Origin of the sequence: Brevibacterium epidermidis NBRC 14811 (assembly GCF_001570805.1) — a bacterium.
Classification (GTDB): Bacteria; Actinomycetota; Actinomycetes; order Actinomycetales; family Brevibacteriaceae; genus Brevibacterium; species Brevibacterium epidermidis.
In genome coordinates this window covers 543,283-559,609 of the sequence record NZ_BCSJ01000003.1, presented here as the reverse complement: position 1 = coordinate 559,609, position 16,327 = coordinate 543,283, and the positions used below count along the sequence as shown (strand labels likewise).

The following is a 16,327-nucleotide window of genomic DNA, read 5'->3' as shown; positions in this document are numbered from 1 at the left end:
ACTGGTAGGTAAGTGTGCGCAGATTGCCGGAAACTGGTCTGTTTCGGGCAATCTGCGCACACTTAACGTCGGTTCACCCGCCGACGAATGCGACAGAGGAGTCGACGATGAGTTCTTTCGGCAGCACACCCGCAAACAGGGGCCGCCCCTCCCCCGACGCGATCATCGTCGGAGCCGGACTCGCCGGGCTCGTCGCCGCCCACGAACTCACCCAAGCCGGCAAGCGGGTGCTCATCCTCGACCAGGAGAACCGCACGAACCTCGGCGGACAGGCTTTCTGGTCGCTCGGCGGACTCTTCCTCATCGACTCCCCAGAACAGCGGCGGCTGCGCATCCACGATTCGCTCGAGCTCGCCAAGGATGACTGGGCCACCTCGGCGGGCTTCGACCGAGACGAGGACCATTGGCCCAGGAAGTGGGCGGAGGCCTACCTCGAGTTCGCGGCCGGCGAGAAGCGCGAGTACCTGCGTGACCTCGGACTGAAGCTGACGCCGATCGTCGGCTGGGCCGAACGCGGCGGCTCCGGGGCCGGCGAGCACGGCAATTCCGTCCCCCGCTTCCACCTGACCTGGGGCACCGGCCCCGAGGTGGTCCGGGTCTTCCGCGAACCCGTCGAATCCGCGGAGGCCGCCGGACTCGTCAAGTTCGCCTTCCGGCACCGCGTCGACGAACTCATCACCGAGGGTGGTGCCGTCGTCGGGGTCCGCGGACGCACACTGGCCCTCAGCCACACGGCCCGCGGAGTCGAGTCGAACCGGGAGGAAGTCGCGGACTTCGACCTCCGCGCTCCCGCCGTCATCGTCACCACCGGCGGCATCGGACACAATTTCGAGCTGATGAGGAAATACTGGCCGACCGACCGCCTCGGCGAGTTCCCGCGTACGATGCTCGCCGGAGTCCCCGCGCACGTGGACGGGCGGATGCTGCAGATCGCCGAGGATGCCGGAGCCAGCCTCATCAACCGGGACCGCATCTGGGCATATACGGAGGGCATCGAGAACTGGAATCCGATCTGGCCGGGGCACGGGATCCGCATCATTCCGGGACCGTCGTCGCTGTGGTTCGACGCCGAGGGCAACCGCTTCCCGGCCCCGAACTACCCCGGTTTCGATACGAATCGGACGATGCGCACGATCCTGGACACCGGACACGACTATTCGTGGTTCGTGCTCAACGAGTCGATCATCCGCAAGGAATTCGCGCTCTCCGGTTCGGAGCAGAACCCGGACCTCACGGAGAAGGACATTCGGATCACGCTCGATCGGGTGCGCTCCTCCGATGCCCCGGGACCGATCGAGGCCTTCAAGAAGTACGGCTCCGACTTCGTCGTGGCCGAAACCACCGAGGAACTGGTCGCGGGAATGAACGAACGCTCCCGGGGACCGGTCATCGATCATGACCACATCGTGGAGCAGATCCGGCAGCGGGACCGGCAGACCGAGCACGGCTTCTCCAAAGATGCGCAGGTCCAAGCCATCCACAATGCGCGGTCCTATCTGGGCGACAAGATCGTGCGCGCGGTCAAGCCGCACAAGATCCTCGACCCCGCGCACGGACCGCTCATCGCGGTGCGGCTGAGCCTGCTCTCGCGCAAGACGCTCGGAGGGCTGGAGACGAACCTCGACGGGCAGGTCCTGGCGGGATCCGGCCCGGCTGCACTCGGCGGGCCCGGTGGCGGCGACAATGCAGGTGGTCCAGGCGCCGAAGACTTCAACACACCGATCCCCGGCCTGTATGCGGCCGGCGAGGTGACCGGTTTCGGCGGCGGCGGAATGCACGGCTACAACGCGCTCGAGGGCACCTTCCTCGGCGGGTGCATCTTCTCCGGCATGCGCGCCGGCCGCGCTGTCGCTGGGGAGGAGAACTGACGTGGCACGTACTGAAATCACCGTCCTTGTCACGGGCGGCACCTCGGGCATCGGCCGAGCCCTCGCCGAGGCGCTGGCGGCGAAGGGCTGCACGGTACTGACGACCAGCCGGAACCCCGACCGCCTCGCACCTGCCGAGCGGATCCCCGGTGTCCGGTATCTGCGACTCGATCTGGCCGACCCGGATGGTCCGGACGCCCTGGCAGAGGAACTCGAGGATCTCGGCCTGCTCGACGACATCGATGTGCTCATCAACAACGCCGGTGAGAGCCAGTCGGGTCCGTTCGAAGAGCTGCCGGCCGAGGCCATTGAGCGACTCTTCCGCACCAACGTGTTCGGACCCGTTCGGCTGAGCCAGCTCGTTCTGCCCGGTATGCGTGCGCGCCGCCGGGGGCGCATCATCATGGTCGGGTCGATGCTCGGCAGCTTTCCCTTGGCCCACCGCAGTTCGTATTCAGCGGCGAAGGCGGCTCTGCGTACTTTCGCCACGGCGGCACGGCAGGAGCTTTCACCCTTCGGTGTGTGGGTGAGCACCGTCGAACCGGGTTCGATCGCCACGGGAATCGGGCTGCGGCGGACGAAGTACCTCGAGGAGGGCTCACCCTATACGGACGACGTCACGACGATGCTCGAGCATCTCGACGCCAACGAACGCGGAGGCATTCCTGCTGAGAAGGTCGCCGCCACGATCGTCGATGCGATGGTCGCGCCGAGGCCGCGAGAGTTCTACGCCGTCGGCAGCAGGGCACCTCTGCCGTTTCTGCTCAAGCGCGCACTTCCGCGCGAACTCCTGTCGAAGATCGTCGCCGCCCAGCACGGTCTGAAGCGGTGAGCGCAGGCGGTCCGTTCCCAGCCGCCCTACTGCAGGCGGGACGGGATGAGGTGTTGGGTGGTCGAGATGCCGAGCACCCGCTGCTGCCGGGACAGGTTGTACGTCCGATCCGACTGCAGGTATCTGACGAGGAAGAGCTTCGCTCGGTCCCCGCGCTTGAACACGCCCTTGATCTTGAGTCCCAGCTTCGCCGACACCAGCGCCTTGTCCTTCGCGACACCCTCGATGACGACCTGGTCATAGCCCATCCGAGCAAAGTGAGTGACCACAGCCTCTTTGAGCCGGTACGGAATCGGGTCACCGATATTGAAGGGACCCGCCGCCGAAGGCACGTCGAGGCAGGCGAGCGCTGCCCGCACCACATTGCCGACATGCGTCAGGGTGATCTTCTGTCGTCCGCCGCCGGGCAGCCGCAGCACACCCTTCTTCGACATCCGCGACAGGAACGGCATGAGCATCGTCTCCCCCGGACCGTAGACAGCCGCAGGACGCAGGATCGCAGCATCGGGACGGAGCCTCATGACGAGCTGCTCGGCGAGAGCATGGGTGCGAGAGTACGCGTCGGCGAAGTCGTTGGGATCCTTCGGCCCGGCCTCCTCCCACAGCTCTGCGTGGGGTTCGGACTCGGAGTACACCGTCGTCGAGGACACATGGACGATGCGAGCCGTCGGGAAGGCGTCGAGGACATTGCGCGTGCCCGTCACCTTCACGTCATAGAGAGCGTCGTCATCGGCGCTGACGGAGGCGATTCCGGCACAGTGGAAGACCGCGGTCACATTCTTGGCCAACGAGGTCACCGAGGCGGACGCGGGTTCGGTGATGTCCCAGTGCTGGAAGTTCACCCCGGGGATCTCGGGATCTCGCCGGCACAGCGCGTAGACCGTTTCGCCCCTTTCGACGAGCGCCCGTGCAATGGCACCACCGATGAAGCCGCTGGCTCCGGTCACTATCACCGCCACGACGTTCCCTCTCTCATCTTCACATCCACCGCCTCAGCGGCGGTGCTGCCACTGCGGCTCCCTCTTCGTCAGAAAGGCGTCGATCCCTTCCTGCGCATCGGCCGCGACGGCATTGTCCGCCATCACCTGCGACATCCGCGCATAGGCGTCGGCCACAGGCAGCTCCCGCTGTTCGTAGAACGCGGCCTTTCCTAGGGCAACTGTAGCCGACGAGGCGGACGCGACCTTGAGAGCCAATTCCAAGGTGGCGGACTCGAGGTCGGCGTCGGCGACGACATCGGAGACGAGACCGAACTTCAGCGCATCCTCGGCGGTCACGAAATCACCGGTCAGCAGCATCCGCATCGCCTGCTTCGCCGGCACCGCACGGGAGAGGGCCACCATCGGAGTCGAACAGAACAGACCGATCTTCACTCCCGGAGTTGCGAATCTGGCGGACTCGGCGGCGACGGCAAGATCGCAGGTCGCCACCAGCTGGCAGCCGGCCGCCGTGGCCACACCCTGCACCTGCGCGATGACCGGCTGTGGGATGGATTGGATGACCTGCATCAGTCGGGCACAGGCGTCGAACGTGGTCTGCTGCGTCTCCAGATCCGCCCCGCGGATCTCGGTGAGGTCATGACCGGAGCTGAACACATGACCAGCGGTGATGAGGATGACCGCGCGCACATCGGTGCGGTCGGCCACCTCGGTGAGGGTGTCGATGAGGTCTTCCATGACCGTCAGCGACAGTGCGTTGCGCGTGGACGACCGGTTGATCGTCACGGACGCGACTCCGTCGTCGAGCTGCGCGAATACAATTGATTCCGACATAGCCTCATTCTGCCAAAGGTCGCCGTGCCCGGCGCGGAATCTGCGCAGACGATTTCCGCCCGCCTCCGGACATATCTGCCCCGGTGGGAGCGATTCGGAGGGACTGGCATGACCACACTGCTGATGATCATCGGATTCGGAGCCGCCACCTCGGTGGTGGTCGGATTGGGGCAGAAGCTCAAGCTTCCATGGCCGGCGCTCATGGTCCTCATCGGCATCGCCGGTGCGTTCATCCCCACCTTCGCCGAGGTGGCCATCGACCCCGAGCTCGTCCTCCCGCTGTTCCTGCCGCCCTTGCTCTTCGCTGCGGCACAGAAGACATCGTGGGCGCTGTTCGCGATCCGGTGGCGCACGATCCTCGGCATGTCCGTGGCACTGGTCGGGGTGACCGTGGCCGCCGTCGCCGGGTCCGCTGTCTTCCTCATCCCCGGAATCACGATCGCCGCGGCCATTGCGCTCGGCGCCATGCTCGCCCCGCCCGATCCCGTCGCCGTCGAAGCCGTGGCCAGCACCGTGTCAATCCCCCGCCGGATCATGTCGACCCTGCAGAGCGAAGGCCTGTTCAACGATGCCGCTTCCCTGGTCATTTTCCAGACTGCGATGGCCGCGGTGTTGGCCGGCACCGAGGTGGACTACGCAGATCTGGCCGTGTCCTTCGTCGTCTCCGCCATCGTGGCGATCATCGTCGGCTTGGTCCTGTCCTTCGCCGCCTGGTGGGTGATGGAGAAGATCGATCACACGATCGCTCGCTCCTCGCTCATGCTCGTCCTGCCCTTCGGCGTCTACCTCGTGGCCGAGCATTTCCACGCCAGCGGGGTCATCGCCGTCGTCGTCGCGGCCCTCGAGGTCAGACGCCGCGATGTCGAGGGCAATTCGGCGGAGCGGGTGACGCAGAATTCGACGTGGCAGGTTCTCGAAATGCTCATCACCGGAATCGCTTTCGGACTCATCGGCCTCGACCTGCGACTCATCGTCGAGTCCGAACACGGCGACCTCGGGCGAGCGCTGCTCGTCGGCGGACTCATCGCCGTCATCGTCGTCGCCGTCCGCTTCGTGTGGCTGCTGCTGGGCACGATCATCGAACGCAAGAGACGCGAGGAGGATCCGGATGCCGCACCCTTGAGCGTCCGCGATGCGACCCTGATGACCTGGGGCGGGATGCGCGGCCTGGCCACCGTTGCCCTGGCCCTGTCGATCCCGGCCACGACGAGCTCCGGCGCACCGTTCCCCGGCCGGTCCTATATCGTCGTCGCGGCCGCGGTGGTCCTGCTGGTCACTCTTGTGTTGGCGGGTCTGAGCTTTCCGACCGTCGTCGCTCTCCTCGGCATCGATGACGAAGCGGAGAAGGAGCACCAGGCGACAAGGGACATCGCTCTGCGTGCCTACAAGGCAGCGATGCGTGAGATCAAGAACGATGACAGCCTGCCCGACGACGTCATCGAACCCCTGCGGGCACGGTTCAAGGTCCTTCACGATCAGCTCAGCGGAACCACCGATGACCAGGCGAGCGAAGAACAGGCGATGGCGTTCAAGGAGCACCGGGAACAGATGATGCAGGTGCAGAAGAGGGCGATGCAGTCCGCCCGCGCCGAGGTGCTCAAGGCCCGTCGCGAACGCGGCACAGATCCGGAGATCGCCGACCGCGTGCTCCACCGCTTCGACCTCCAGTCGGTCATCACCCGATAGGGGCGGATCGGCGAAATTTTCCATCGAAATCCAAGGTTGAGTGGAATAGACTCAACTTTGTTGGTGTTGTTCCTTTCGAGAGCTGAAATCAGCACAGATTTTGACAAGGAGATGCGTAAATGGACGCACAGATGACAACCAAATCCCGGGAGGCGCTGCAGACCGCCGTCAACGACGTCGTCGCCCGGAAGAACAATCAGATAGAACCGGCCCACCTCGTCGCGGCCCTGCTCGGCCAGCCCGATTCGCTGGCCGCAACCCTGCTGACGACGGTCGGTGCCGACCCACAGACCGTTCTGCGGTCGATCGAATCGGTGATCAGCGGATTCCCGACCGTCAGCGGTTCCACCGTCAGCCAGCCGGGACTGTCCCGTGCGGGGCTGGAGATGATGAATCTCGCTCAGGAGGAGATGACCGCACTCGGCGATCAGTTCGTCTCGACCGAGCACCTGCTGCTGGCCGCTGCGGCTGGCCAGGACGGCGCCGGTGAGGCACTGCGCGCCAATGGGGCGAACCGGGATGCGCTGCTCGCCGCCCTGCCCGAACTGCGCGCCGGCAAGAAGGTCACCTCGGAGAACCCCGAGGAGACGATGCAGTCGCTGGAGAAGTTCGGCATCGATCTCACCGCCGTCGCCCGTGAGGGCAAACTCGATCCGGTGATCGGCCGCGATAAGGAAGTGCGCCGCGTCGTACAGGTGCTCTCCCGCAGGACGAAGAACAACCCCGTCCTCATCGGTGAGCCCGGCGTCGGCAAGACCTCCGTCGTGGAGGGCCTGGCCCAGCGGATCGTGGCCGGTGACGTGCCCGAATCGCTGCGCGACAAGACGCTCATCAGCCTCGACCTCTCCGCGATGGTCGCAGGTGCGAAGTACCGCGGCGAGTTCGAGGAGCGGTTCAAGGCCGTGCTCGAGGAGATCAAGAACGCCGACGGCCGGATCATCACCTTCATCGACGAACTCCACACGATCGTCGGTGCCGGTGCCGGCGGGGACTCCTCGATGGACGCGGGCAACATGCTCAAGCCGATGCTCGCCCGCGGTGAGCTGCGGATGATCGGCGCCACCACACTCGACGAGTACCGCGAGAACATCGAGAAGGATCCTGCGCTGGAACGCCGGTTCCAACAGGTGTTCGTCGGTGAGCCCAGCGTCGAAGACACGATCGCGATCCTCCGCGGACTCAAGGAACGCTACGAAGCCCACCACAAGGTCTCCATCAACGACGGCGCCCTGGTCGCGGCCGCGACGATGTCGAACCGGTACATCACCGGCCGACAGCTGCCGGACAAGGCCATCGACCTCGTCGACGAGGCGGCTTCCCGCCTGCGCATGGAGATCGACTCCGCTCCCGTCGAGATCGATGAGCTCCGCCGCGCCGTCGACCGCCTGAAGATGGAGGACATGGCGCTGGCGAAGGAAACCGACTCCGCCTCTGTCGAGAGGTTGAGCGCACTGCGCGCCGATCTTGCCGACAAGGAGGAGGAGCTGCGCGGACTCGAGGCCACCTGGGAGTCCCAGCGTGCCGGCCTCAACCGGGTCGGTGAGCTGAAGACGAAGCTCGACGAGCTGCGTTCGGCCGCCGAAAAGGCTCAGCGCGACACTGACCTCGAAACCGCATCCCGCCTGCTCTACGGCGAGATCCCCGCCGTGCAGAAGGAGATCGCCGAGGCCGAAGCCGCCGAAGCCCAGGCCGAAGCAGGAGCGAATTCGGATCCGATGGTCTCGGACAAGGTCTCGAGCAACGACATCGCCGAGGTGGTCTCCTCGTGGACGGGCATCCCCGCCGGACGCCTCGTCCAGGGTGAGGTCGAGAAGCTGCTCGGCGCGGAAGGCATCCTCGGTGAGCGTCTCATCGGGCAGAAGAACGCCGTCGCCGCGGTCTCCGATGCCATCCGCCGTTCGCGTGCCGGTGTCGCCGATCCGGATCGTCCGACCGGTTCGTTCCTGTTCCTCGGACCGACGGGTGTCGGCAAGACGGAGCTCGCGAAGTCTCTCGCGGACTTCCTCTTCGACGACGAGAAGGCCCTGATCAGGATCGATATGAGCGAATACGGTGAGAAGCACACCGTGTCCCGCCTCGTCGGTGCCCCTCCGGGCTACGTCGGATACGACGAGGGCGGCCAACTCACCGAGGCGGTCCGCCGTCGCCCGTACTCCGTCGTCCTGCTCGACGAAGTGGAGAAGGCGCACCCGTCCGTGTTCGACATCCTGCTTCAGGTCCTCGACGACGGTCGGCTCACCGATGGTCAGGGACGTACGGTCGACTTCAGGAACACCATCCTGATCCTGACCTCGAACCTCGGTTCGCAGTTCCTCGTCGACAAGAACCTGTCGAGCGAGGAGCAGAGGTCCAAAGTGCTCGACGTCGTGCATTCGACGTTCAAGCCCGAGTTCCTCAACCGTCTCGATGACATCGTGCTCTTCGACGCACTCAGCCAGACCGAGCTCGCGTCGATCGTCGATCTGCAGATCGCGCACATGTCGAAGCGGCTCTCGGACCGTCGGGTGTCGCTCGAGGTCACGCAGGGTGCCGAGGACTGGTTGGCCCTCGAAGGCTACGACCCGGCGTTCGGTGCCCGGCCGCTGCGCAGGCTGGTCCAGCGCGAGATCGGCGACAAGCTGGCCCGCGCCCTGCTCGCCGGCGACATCGTCGACGGGGACACCGTGGTCGTCGACCTGCCTGAGGACCCCGAGGCCACCGGCCTGGAGCTGCGCCCCAAGCGGTAAGCTCCCAGCCGCGGCATGAGGTGAGCCTCCCGGTCGCAGCGCCGGCGAACGGGTAGCCATTAAAGGTGCAGGGCATCAGTTTCGATCCTGATGCCCTGCACCTTTTGTGACGCTGGTCTGCACTAAATGTGACGCAGAAGTGCACCTGAAGTGATGCAGTGCCGAAAGTCGGCGCAGGCTACTTCTTGCGCGACCCGGACGAAGACTTCGACCCGGCCTTCGCAGCGCTGCCTTTGGAACCGCTGCCACGAGCTGTCGAACTAGCCTTCGTCCCGGACGCCACAGGCGAACGGCCAGCACCCGCGTCGGCTCCGACAGCCCCACCGGCCGACCTCGGGGCCGACGACTTCCACCAGTGCCGCAGGTACGCGCTGACCTTTGCGAACGAACGGTCGCGGATGAAGATCGCATCGACGGCGATCATCGTCAGCGAGAACCACGGCAAGCCCATGAGCAGCGCGATGCCGAGGTGGAACGACAGGATGCCCAGCAGCGCGATGATGCGGGTGTAACGGTTGAAGAGCATGAACGGGAAGGCGCACTGGAAGAGGATCGATCCCCACGAGATCGCCACGACCATCGGTCCCCACGCCGTCATCAGGTCCGACAGCACCGGCCACGTGCCGAACTGCTGAGTATGCAGTGGGTTGTACACTGCGAAACCGTGCTGCCACGCTTCGCCACCGGCCTTGTACAGACCGCCGGACATGTAGATCGCGCACACCTGGAATGCGAGCACGACGATGGCGAGGTTGTTGGCCATGATGAGCGCCCAGCGCCATTGGCCGCCGTCGTTGTCCGGGAACTCCGGATTCCGCGCCCGTCGCCTCGCGTCGAGGGACCACCTGCGGGTCGTATCGGCGAAGAGCATGGCGATCATGAACATCCGGTAGGCGTTGTCGCCCTGGTCGCCGGCCCCGTCGTTGAGCTCGATGAAGCTCACCCACAGCACGAGGTAGATCGGCAGGACGATTCGCGTGCGCCAGCCGAGGATGATGACGATCGCCAGCAGCGCGAGTCCGATCATCATCGCGGTGAACAGCGGCGGCACCGTCACCGCCCGATGGAAGAGGGAGAAGAGCCAGATGTTCGGGAAGTCGCTCTTGGGTTCGGCGATCTCCCCGTTCCATGCCGACCCCACACCGAAGGCGTAGTGCCGAGCATTGAAGTTCGTGAGGATGAGGCCGAGCCCGGTGAATCCGATGAGGATCCGCGTCACCGCCAGCCCGTACGTCGCGTGGTATCGGCCGGTGAGCATCTCCTCGAGCCAGTTCCACCCCTGCGCGAACTTCGTCCGCACGAGGGTCGTCACCGGGACGAGCCCGAATTCAGGTGCGTATTCCTCCGCCGAGGCGGCCGTACCGGTCCGCTGGTCCGTGACCTCTGCGTCGCGGTCGTTCCCGTCGTTACGGGTCGTGTCGTCACTGTTCACTGACGCACCTCACTTCGTCCGAGGCGCAGAAGTACTTCGTGAATTCCTCTTGGGACTGATGTTCTTCGACGACGAGTGCGCGCCATCCCACTGGGACGGGCTGGATGTTCGGGCGTTCCGCGCCTTTGTCGTTGCGTTCGGCGAAAGGCACAACGTTCTGCCGCGCGGCCTGGTATTGGACGCGCTGGACATCGTCACCCCAGATGGCCTTCGCCACCTGAGTCGCATACGCCGTGGCCAGGTGTTCGCTCTCCAGGTACGCAGGAATCGTATTCTCCGGGTCGTCGTATTCCTTCAGCTTCGTCTCCAGCCGGTCGAGGGAGTCATCGCCCTTGAAGTAATCGAGTTTGACGATCGCCTTCTGGTCATCGGACAGCTCTTCCCAGGACCCCTTGATGTCCGAGGCGACTCCGATGCCCAGTCCTGCCGACCGCGGCGGGAAGAGCTTGTACGTCGAGTGGTCGAGCTCGACATCGGTGGCCCGCACCCACTGGGTGATCTCTTCGCCGCTGTCGGTCTTGATCACCGCGCGCACGTCGAAGTAGTAGTCACCGTTGATCGGCTCGGGGGCGAACACGCTCCACGACTGTCCCCACAGCGGGATCATGTATTTGGAGAGCAGGTCACCGGGAATCACCTCCCGCATCGTCGATGCAGGGGCGATCCACAGGAAGCTGGCGAAGATATGGAAGCCCGTGATCGCCATGGCGATGACCATCAGGGTCCGTTTCACCGCCGAACGTCGCCGAGGTGTGACCTCGGTCGGCTCATTGTCCATCTCGGTTCCGGAATTCTCTTGGGAATACGACAGTCGTCACCGCTGGTCCCGCACCTCATTGCTCGATCGGCAGGCCCCTCGGTGACAACGCACAGTCAATAGCGTACTTCAGCTGTCCCACTGCCCGCCCGGGTAATGACAGAATCATTCGCGAGAACCATTCGCGGTCATAGGTCACAAGATGACTTGCCGATTTGCGGCGCGCGGACACAGCTCGACTCGGCCAAGGTCTACTCGGCCGCTCGCAGCCACGCCTTGACCGCTTCGGTGGAATCGCCGAGCGTCGGCGGGGCCAACTCATAGCTGGGCGGGGTCTCGGACAGCCGGATCGGGTTGCGGACTGTGGGGATGACGCGATCGCCGGACCCCGCCTCGGCGACGGGTTCGAGTCCCAGCGTCGATGCCAGGTCCACGCCTTGGGCGATCGAGTTGATCGGTGCACACGGCAGCCCCGCCTCGGTGAGGATGTCGAACCATTCCTGGTTCGTCTTCTCACTCAGCGCGGCGATGAGCTCGGGTTCGAGATCGTCGCGGTTGACGTTGCGGTCGGCGAAGTTCGCGAACCGTTCATCGGCAGCCCATTCGGGGTGGCCGAGCACCTCGGCGAGGCGGGCGAACTGCTTGTCGTTGCCGCACGCAATGATGATCTCGCCCTCGGCGGTGGGCATCGGCTGATAAGGGTAGAGGCTCGGGTGTTTGTTGCCCATCGCCTGCGGAGTCACGCCGCCGGCCACGTACGCCGAGGTCTGGTTCGCCAGTCCGGACAGTGCCGAGGACAGCAGATTCGTCTCGACCAACTGACCGACCCCGGTGTCCTTGCGGTGGGTGAGGGCACCGAGGATGCCCACCGCCGTGTGCAGTCCCGTGATCACGTCGACGACGGCGACACCGGCCTTGACCGGGCCCGATTCCTCGGAACCGGTCACCGACATGAAACCGGACAGGCCCTGGATGAGCAGGTCGTAGCCCGGCTGCGGGTTGCCCCGACCGAAACCGGTCACCGAGGCGTAGACGATGCCGGGGTTGACCGCGCTGACCGTGTCATAGTCGAGGCCGTATTTCGCCAGTCCCCCGGCCTTGAAGTTTTCGACGAGCACGTCCGCACGAGCGGCGAGCTGCTGGGCGAAGGCGAGGTCCTCCTCGTCCTTGAAATCGAGGACGACGGAGTGCTTGTTCCGGTTCGCCGTGAGGAAATACGTCGCATCATCCCCTCGCCGAGGCGGCGCCCAGTGACGTGTATCGTCCCCGGTCTTCCCCTCCACCTTGATGACCGTGGCACCGAGATCCGCAAGCATCATCGTCGCGTAGGGACCGGCGAGGACTCGCGAGAAGTCGGCCACAATGGTTCCGGCCAGCGGCCCCGTCCCTCGCCTGCCGAACATCTCCTGCAGATCCTGGTCTTCCACTTGTTGCCTCCTTCGGCACACGATCGAACGCTGGGCCCGTGTCCGGTGTTCGGCTTCGGTCCAGATCTATGACTCCCTGCCAGACTATACGGACTCCCACGCCCGCTCACTGCCTGGGATGGCTCCGTGGGCTGGCTTGGCGAACTGCGGGGACTCCCCCGGGGCCACCCGGTGCGCAGATCCGGCGTTGGACCTGCGAAATCCGTCGACCGCCTCGGCGAGATTCTGGCTACACTCGGCCTCAGCGACTGGCCAAGCGAAGGGACGAACGATGACGTTGCACATGCCGGCAGAGACCGCCGCCCAGGACCGAGTGTGGATGGCATTCCCGTCCTCCGGCTACGCCCTCGGCGACACGGAAGCCGAAGCCGAGGCCGCACGCGACACCTGGGCCGCCGTTGCCCGCGCCACCAGCGAATTCACCCCTGTCACGGTCGTCGTGACCAGTGCACAGACCGAGCAGGCTCAGGCCCACCTCGGCGAGGGGATCAACCACGAGATCACCATCGTCAACGCCGAACTCGACGATGCGTGGATGCGCGATATCGGACCGAGCTTCGTCATCGACGAGGCGGGAGCGCTGCGCGCGGTGGACTGGGTGTTCAACGGGTGGGGCGCGCAGGAGTGGGCGACGTGGGATCACGATGAGCACATCGGACGATTCGTCGCCGACCTTGCGGGGACTCCCGTGGTGTCCTCGGATCTGCGCAACGAAGGCGGCGGATTCCATGTCGACGGTGAGGGCACAGTGCTCGCGACACGCAGCGTCCAACTCGATCCCGGCCGCAATCCGGGACTGACCGAAGCCGATGTGGAAGCCGAATTCGCGCGCACGATCGGGGCGAAGAAGGTCATCTGGCTCGACCGCGGACTCCACCGGGACAATCAGACCTTCGGCACGCGGGGACACGTCGATATCGTCGCCGCAATGCCCAGCCCCGGGGTCGTCCTCGTCCACGATCAGCGCAATCCCGAACATCCGGACTTCGAATTCAGTCGCGCACTCAAGGAGCAGTTCGCATCCGAGACCACCGCCGACGGCACACCCTTCGAAGTCGTGCCGATCCCGGCTCCCGAGGTGCTGCGTGACGAGGAGGGGTGGGTCGACTACTCGTATGTCAATCATCTCGTCACCAACGGCGGGGTCATCGCGTGCACCTTCGATGATCCGATGGACGCCGAGGCGGCCGCCGTGCTCGAACGCGTCTACCCGGGCCGGAAGGTCGTCGGGGTCGATGCTCGCGAACTCTATGCCCGCGGCGGCGGAATCCACTGCATCACCCAGCAGCAGCCGAGCATTGGCTGAGCCGAACAGGGAACTGCCGCATCCGGTGCGTGCCGACCCCAACGGACGACGAAAATCCCGCGATGAAGGCGAGTGCAATTCCATCCCCGTACGGGCCCGACTCGGTATAAGCTGGTGGCGAGGGCACAGTGCCCGTGCGCGGCTGCATCGCTGCTCGGACCTGTGTCGCACAGCAGAGCCGAATACTGTGACGTCGAGTTGCGAAGAGGAGCACGACCATGAAGAAGAGATTGATTCTCCTGACCGGTCTCGGAGTCGGATTCATTCTGGGATCACGCACCGGGCGCCAGAGCTATGAACGGCTGAAGGCCCAGGCTCAGGACCTGTGGACGGACCCGCGTGTCCAGGACACCGTCGAGAAAGCCAACCAGTCGATCCGCGAGAAGTCGCCGGCCGTCGCCGACGCCGTGCAGACCGCGGCCGACAAGGTCAATGCCGCAGCCGCCACGAACACTCCCGTCTCCGAATTCGACGGTGACGAGGATTCGGCCGGTTCGAAGGCATCGGGCGGTGCCGCCAAGCACGTGCCGTCGCCGAAGGCCAAGGACTCGGTCGCCGATCCCGAGCGTCACCTCGACGACGAAGGTCCGGCCGGAGTCGCCGACGACGACTGAGCGTCGGCGAATCGGCTGAGCGAATCGGCTGAGTAGCCGCGCCGTCGGGACAGTCCGATCGCGGCCCCGACGGCCACAGCCCGAAAAAGGCGAACAGCCCCTGTTTGAAACTGGGCTGTTCTCCTTTTTCTGTGCTGTTCGCGGATTCCCCCGACAGTCGGCAGCACATCCCCCGGCCTCGACAGCAGCCAGCCAGACGTCCGCGGACGCCAGCACGCCTCCCCCTACAGCAGTGAGCTCGTCAGGCGGGCCACGTTCTCCAGATACTTCTTCAGCAGCGGCCGCGACTGCCATTCCTCGGCATTGAGTTCCACGGAGTTCGGTGCATAGCGTTGAGCTTCAAGGTCGTACATGCGCTGGGTGAATTCCTTGTTGACGATGAAGAGGGTGACCTCGAGGTTCATCGCAAACGACCGTTCGTCCATATTCGACGAGCCGATGATCGAGACCTCGTCGTCGATGATGAGGAACTTCGAGTGCAGCACCGTCGGAGCGTGGTACATGAAGATCCGCACCCCGGCCCGCACCAGCTCGTCATAGTAGGACTGCTGCGCTTTGTGAGTCAGCCAGTGGTCGCTCGTCTCACCGACGTAGAGGCGCACATCGACACCTGATCTGGCTTCCGTGGTCAGCGCGTGCAGCAGCGACTCGTCGGGCACGAAATACGGTGAGCAGACGACGACGCTGCGATTCGCGTTGTAGATGAGGTGGTTGAACAGCCGCAGATTGTTCTCGTCCTCGAAGCCCGGACCGGACGGCACGATCTGAGCCTGGATGCCGCCGAATTCAGGGGCTTCGAGTTCGAAGCTGTCGGGTTCGTCGAGGATCTCATCGGTCTCCGAATACCAGTCGGTGATGAACACGGCATCGAGCTCTTCGACGACCGGACCACGGCATTCCACCGACAGGTCCTTCCACTGGAAGCCCCTCCGACGGTTGCGGGCCTTGTTGTAGGTACGGTCGATGATGTTCTGCGAACCGGTGAACGCGACGTCGCCGTCGACGACGAGGATCTTGCGATGATTGCGCAGGTCGGGCCGCTGGTATTCGCCCTTCCACGGTCGGATCGGCAGGGCACGGCGCCAGCTGATGCCCGAACGGTCGAGCTTCTTCACCAGTTCCGAATATCCCGGGTAGCCCAGCGATCCCACATGGTCGATGAGCACTCGCACGCTCACGCCGCGCTGGTGCGCGGCCAACAGGGACTCGAGCAGCCGCCTCGTCGAGTCATCGATGGCGACGATGTAGAACTCGAAGTGGACAAACCGCTGCGCTCGATCGACGGCATCGGCCATCGCGTCCATGCAGGCGTGGTTGTCGACGTGGAGGTCGAAGGAGTTGCCGTGCGTCATCGGCAGGGCACCGAGGTCGAAGTTGAGCTGCGCGGCAGTGCTCAGCGGTTCGGGCATATGGTCTTGGCGTCCGACGATCGCCTGGTGCCGGATCTGATCGCGGAAGAGGTCGTTCATCTTCGACTGCTTGTCCCGCCGCCGCTTCGGCAGCTTCGCCGAACCCAGCAGCAGGAACGCCGCAATGCCCACATAGGGGATGAGGAAGATCGCGAGCAGCCACCCGAGCGCGACCGATGGCCTGCGATTGTGCGGAATCCACCCGAGCGCGATGATGCGGATGATCATATCGACCAACAGCAGGATGATGATCAGCCAGTTCGGCCAAGCCTGGTTGATCGTGAAGAACGGATAGATCCCGAAACTGCTCATATATTGCCCGTTCAGCCTCGCCCTGTTCGTCACCGGTTGGGTTAGCGGCCTCAGATGGAGGATGTCAGATTGTCACCCATCGTATCCTGCCTGGCCAGTGCGTTCACGGCCCACCCTGCCGTCGGCCATCTGTCCGCGCCCGGGCATACTGGATGAGGACATCAATTGCTGAGAGCGAAGGTGCTG

At 64.8% G+C, this 16,327-nt stretch carries 12 protein-coding genes; 6 read left to right on the top strand and 6 right to left on the bottom strand.

Annotated elements, in window-relative coordinates; genetic code table 11:
• Nucleotides 1-107 precede the first annotated feature (107 nt).
• Both BEP01S_RS04155 and BEP01S_RS04150 read left to right on the top strand, forming a co-directional pair.
• Nucleotides 108-1,868 carry an FAD-binding dehydrogenase gene (locus BEP01S_RS04155; RefSeq protein WP_062240730.1) on the top strand — a complete coding sequence of 587 codons (1,761 nt, stop codon included), beginning with the start codon at nucleotides 108-110 and terminating at the stop codon, nucleotides 1,866-1,868.
• Between the two features lies 1 nt (nucleotide 1,869).
• Complete coding sequence (locus BEP01S_RS04150; RefSeq protein ID WP_062240728.1) at nucleotides 1,870-2,700, top strand: SDR family oxidoreductase; 831 nt, start codon at nucleotides 1,870-1,872, stop codon at nucleotides 2,698-2,700.
• 26 nt (nucleotides 2,701-2,726) lie between these two features.
• Here BEP01S_RS04150 and BEP01S_RS04145 read toward each other — a convergent pair whose 3' ends face one another.
• On the bottom strand, nucleotides 2,727-3,659 hold the full coding sequence (locus BEP01S_RS04145; RefSeq protein ID WP_062240726.1) for an NAD-dependent epimerase/dehydratase family protein: 933 nt from the start codon (nucleotides 3,657-3,659) through the stop codon (nucleotides 2,727-2,729).
• Between the two features lie 33 nt (nucleotides 3,660-3,692).
• Nucleotides 3,693-4,472: an enoyl-CoA hydratase gene (locus BEP01S_RS04140; RefSeq protein ID WP_062240724.1), complete on the bottom strand. Its 780-nt coding sequence runs from the start codon at nucleotides 4,470-4,472 to the stop codon at nucleotides 3,693-3,695.
• Nucleotides 4,473-4,580: 108 nt separating this feature from the next.
• Here BEP01S_RS04140 and BEP01S_RS04135 point away from each other — a divergent pair, with 108 nt between their 5' ends.
• Both BEP01S_RS04135 and clpB read left to right on the top strand, forming a co-directional pair.
• Nucleotides 4,581-6,158: a Na+/H+ antiporter gene (locus tag BEP01S_RS04135; RefSeq protein ID WP_062240722.1), complete on the top strand. Its 1,578-nt coding sequence runs from the start codon at nucleotides 4,581-4,583 to the stop codon at nucleotides 6,156-6,158.
• Between the two features lie 119 nt (nucleotides 6,159-6,277).
• Entirely contained in the window at nucleotides 6,278-8,884 is a 2,607-nt protein-coding gene (gene clpB / locus BEP01S_RS04130; protein WP_062240721.1) for an ATP-dependent chaperone ClpB, read from the top strand.
• A 178-nt stretch (nucleotides 8,885-9,062) separates the two neighbouring features.
• Here clpB and BEP01S_RS04125 read toward each other — a convergent pair whose 3' ends face one another.
• From BEP01S_RS04125 to BEP01S_RS04115, 3 genes are all read right to left on the bottom strand, one after another.
• Nucleotides 9,063-10,316, bottom strand: coding sequence for an HTTM domain-containing protein (locus BEP01S_RS04125; RefSeq protein ID WP_082019093.1), 1,254 nt, complete (start codon nucleotides 10,314-10,316; stop codon nucleotides 9,063-9,065).
• A complete protein-coding gene (locus tag BEP01S_RS04120; RefSeq protein WP_062240719.1) occupies nucleotides 10,306-11,094 on the bottom strand; it encodes a DUF5819 family protein in 789 nt (262 codons plus the stop codon). The genes BEP01S_RS04125 and BEP01S_RS04120 overlap by 11 nt, the downstream gene beginning before the upstream one ends.
• A 230-nt stretch (nucleotides 11,095-11,324) precedes the next feature.
• Nucleotides 11,325-12,500, bottom strand: coding sequence for a CaiB/BaiF CoA transferase family protein (locus BEP01S_RS04115; protein WP_235355306.1), 1,176 nt, complete (start codon nucleotides 12,498-12,500; stop codon nucleotides 11,325-11,327).
• A gap of 271 nt (nucleotides 12,501-12,771) precedes the next feature.
• On the opposite strand from BEP01S_RS04115, the gene BEP01S_RS04110 reads away from it, so the two are divergent.
• Together BEP01S_RS04110 and BEP01S_RS04105 are read left to right on the top strand one after the other, a co-directional pair.
• Complete coding sequence (locus tag BEP01S_RS04110) at nucleotides 12,772-13,806, top strand: agmatine deiminase family protein (protein WP_062240717.1); 1,035 nt, start codon at nucleotides 12,772-12,774, stop codon at nucleotides 13,804-13,806.
• 218 nt (nucleotides 13,807-14,024) lie between these two features.
• Nucleotides 14,025-14,420 carry a hypothetical protein gene (locus BEP01S_RS04105; RefSeq protein ID WP_062240715.1) on the top strand — a complete coding sequence of 132 codons (396 nt, stop codon included), beginning with the start codon at nucleotides 14,025-14,027 and terminating at the stop codon, nucleotides 14,418-14,420.
• Between the two features lie 224 nt (nucleotides 14,421-14,644).
• On the opposite strand, the gene cls is transcribed toward BEP01S_RS04105, so the two are convergent.
• Nucleotides 14,645-16,141: a cardiolipin synthase gene (cls, locus tag BEP01S_RS04100; protein WP_062240713.1), complete on the bottom strand. Its 1,497-nt coding sequence runs from the start codon at nucleotides 16,139-16,141 to the stop codon at nucleotides 14,645-14,647.
• Nucleotides 16,142-16,327 lie beyond the last annotated feature (186 nt).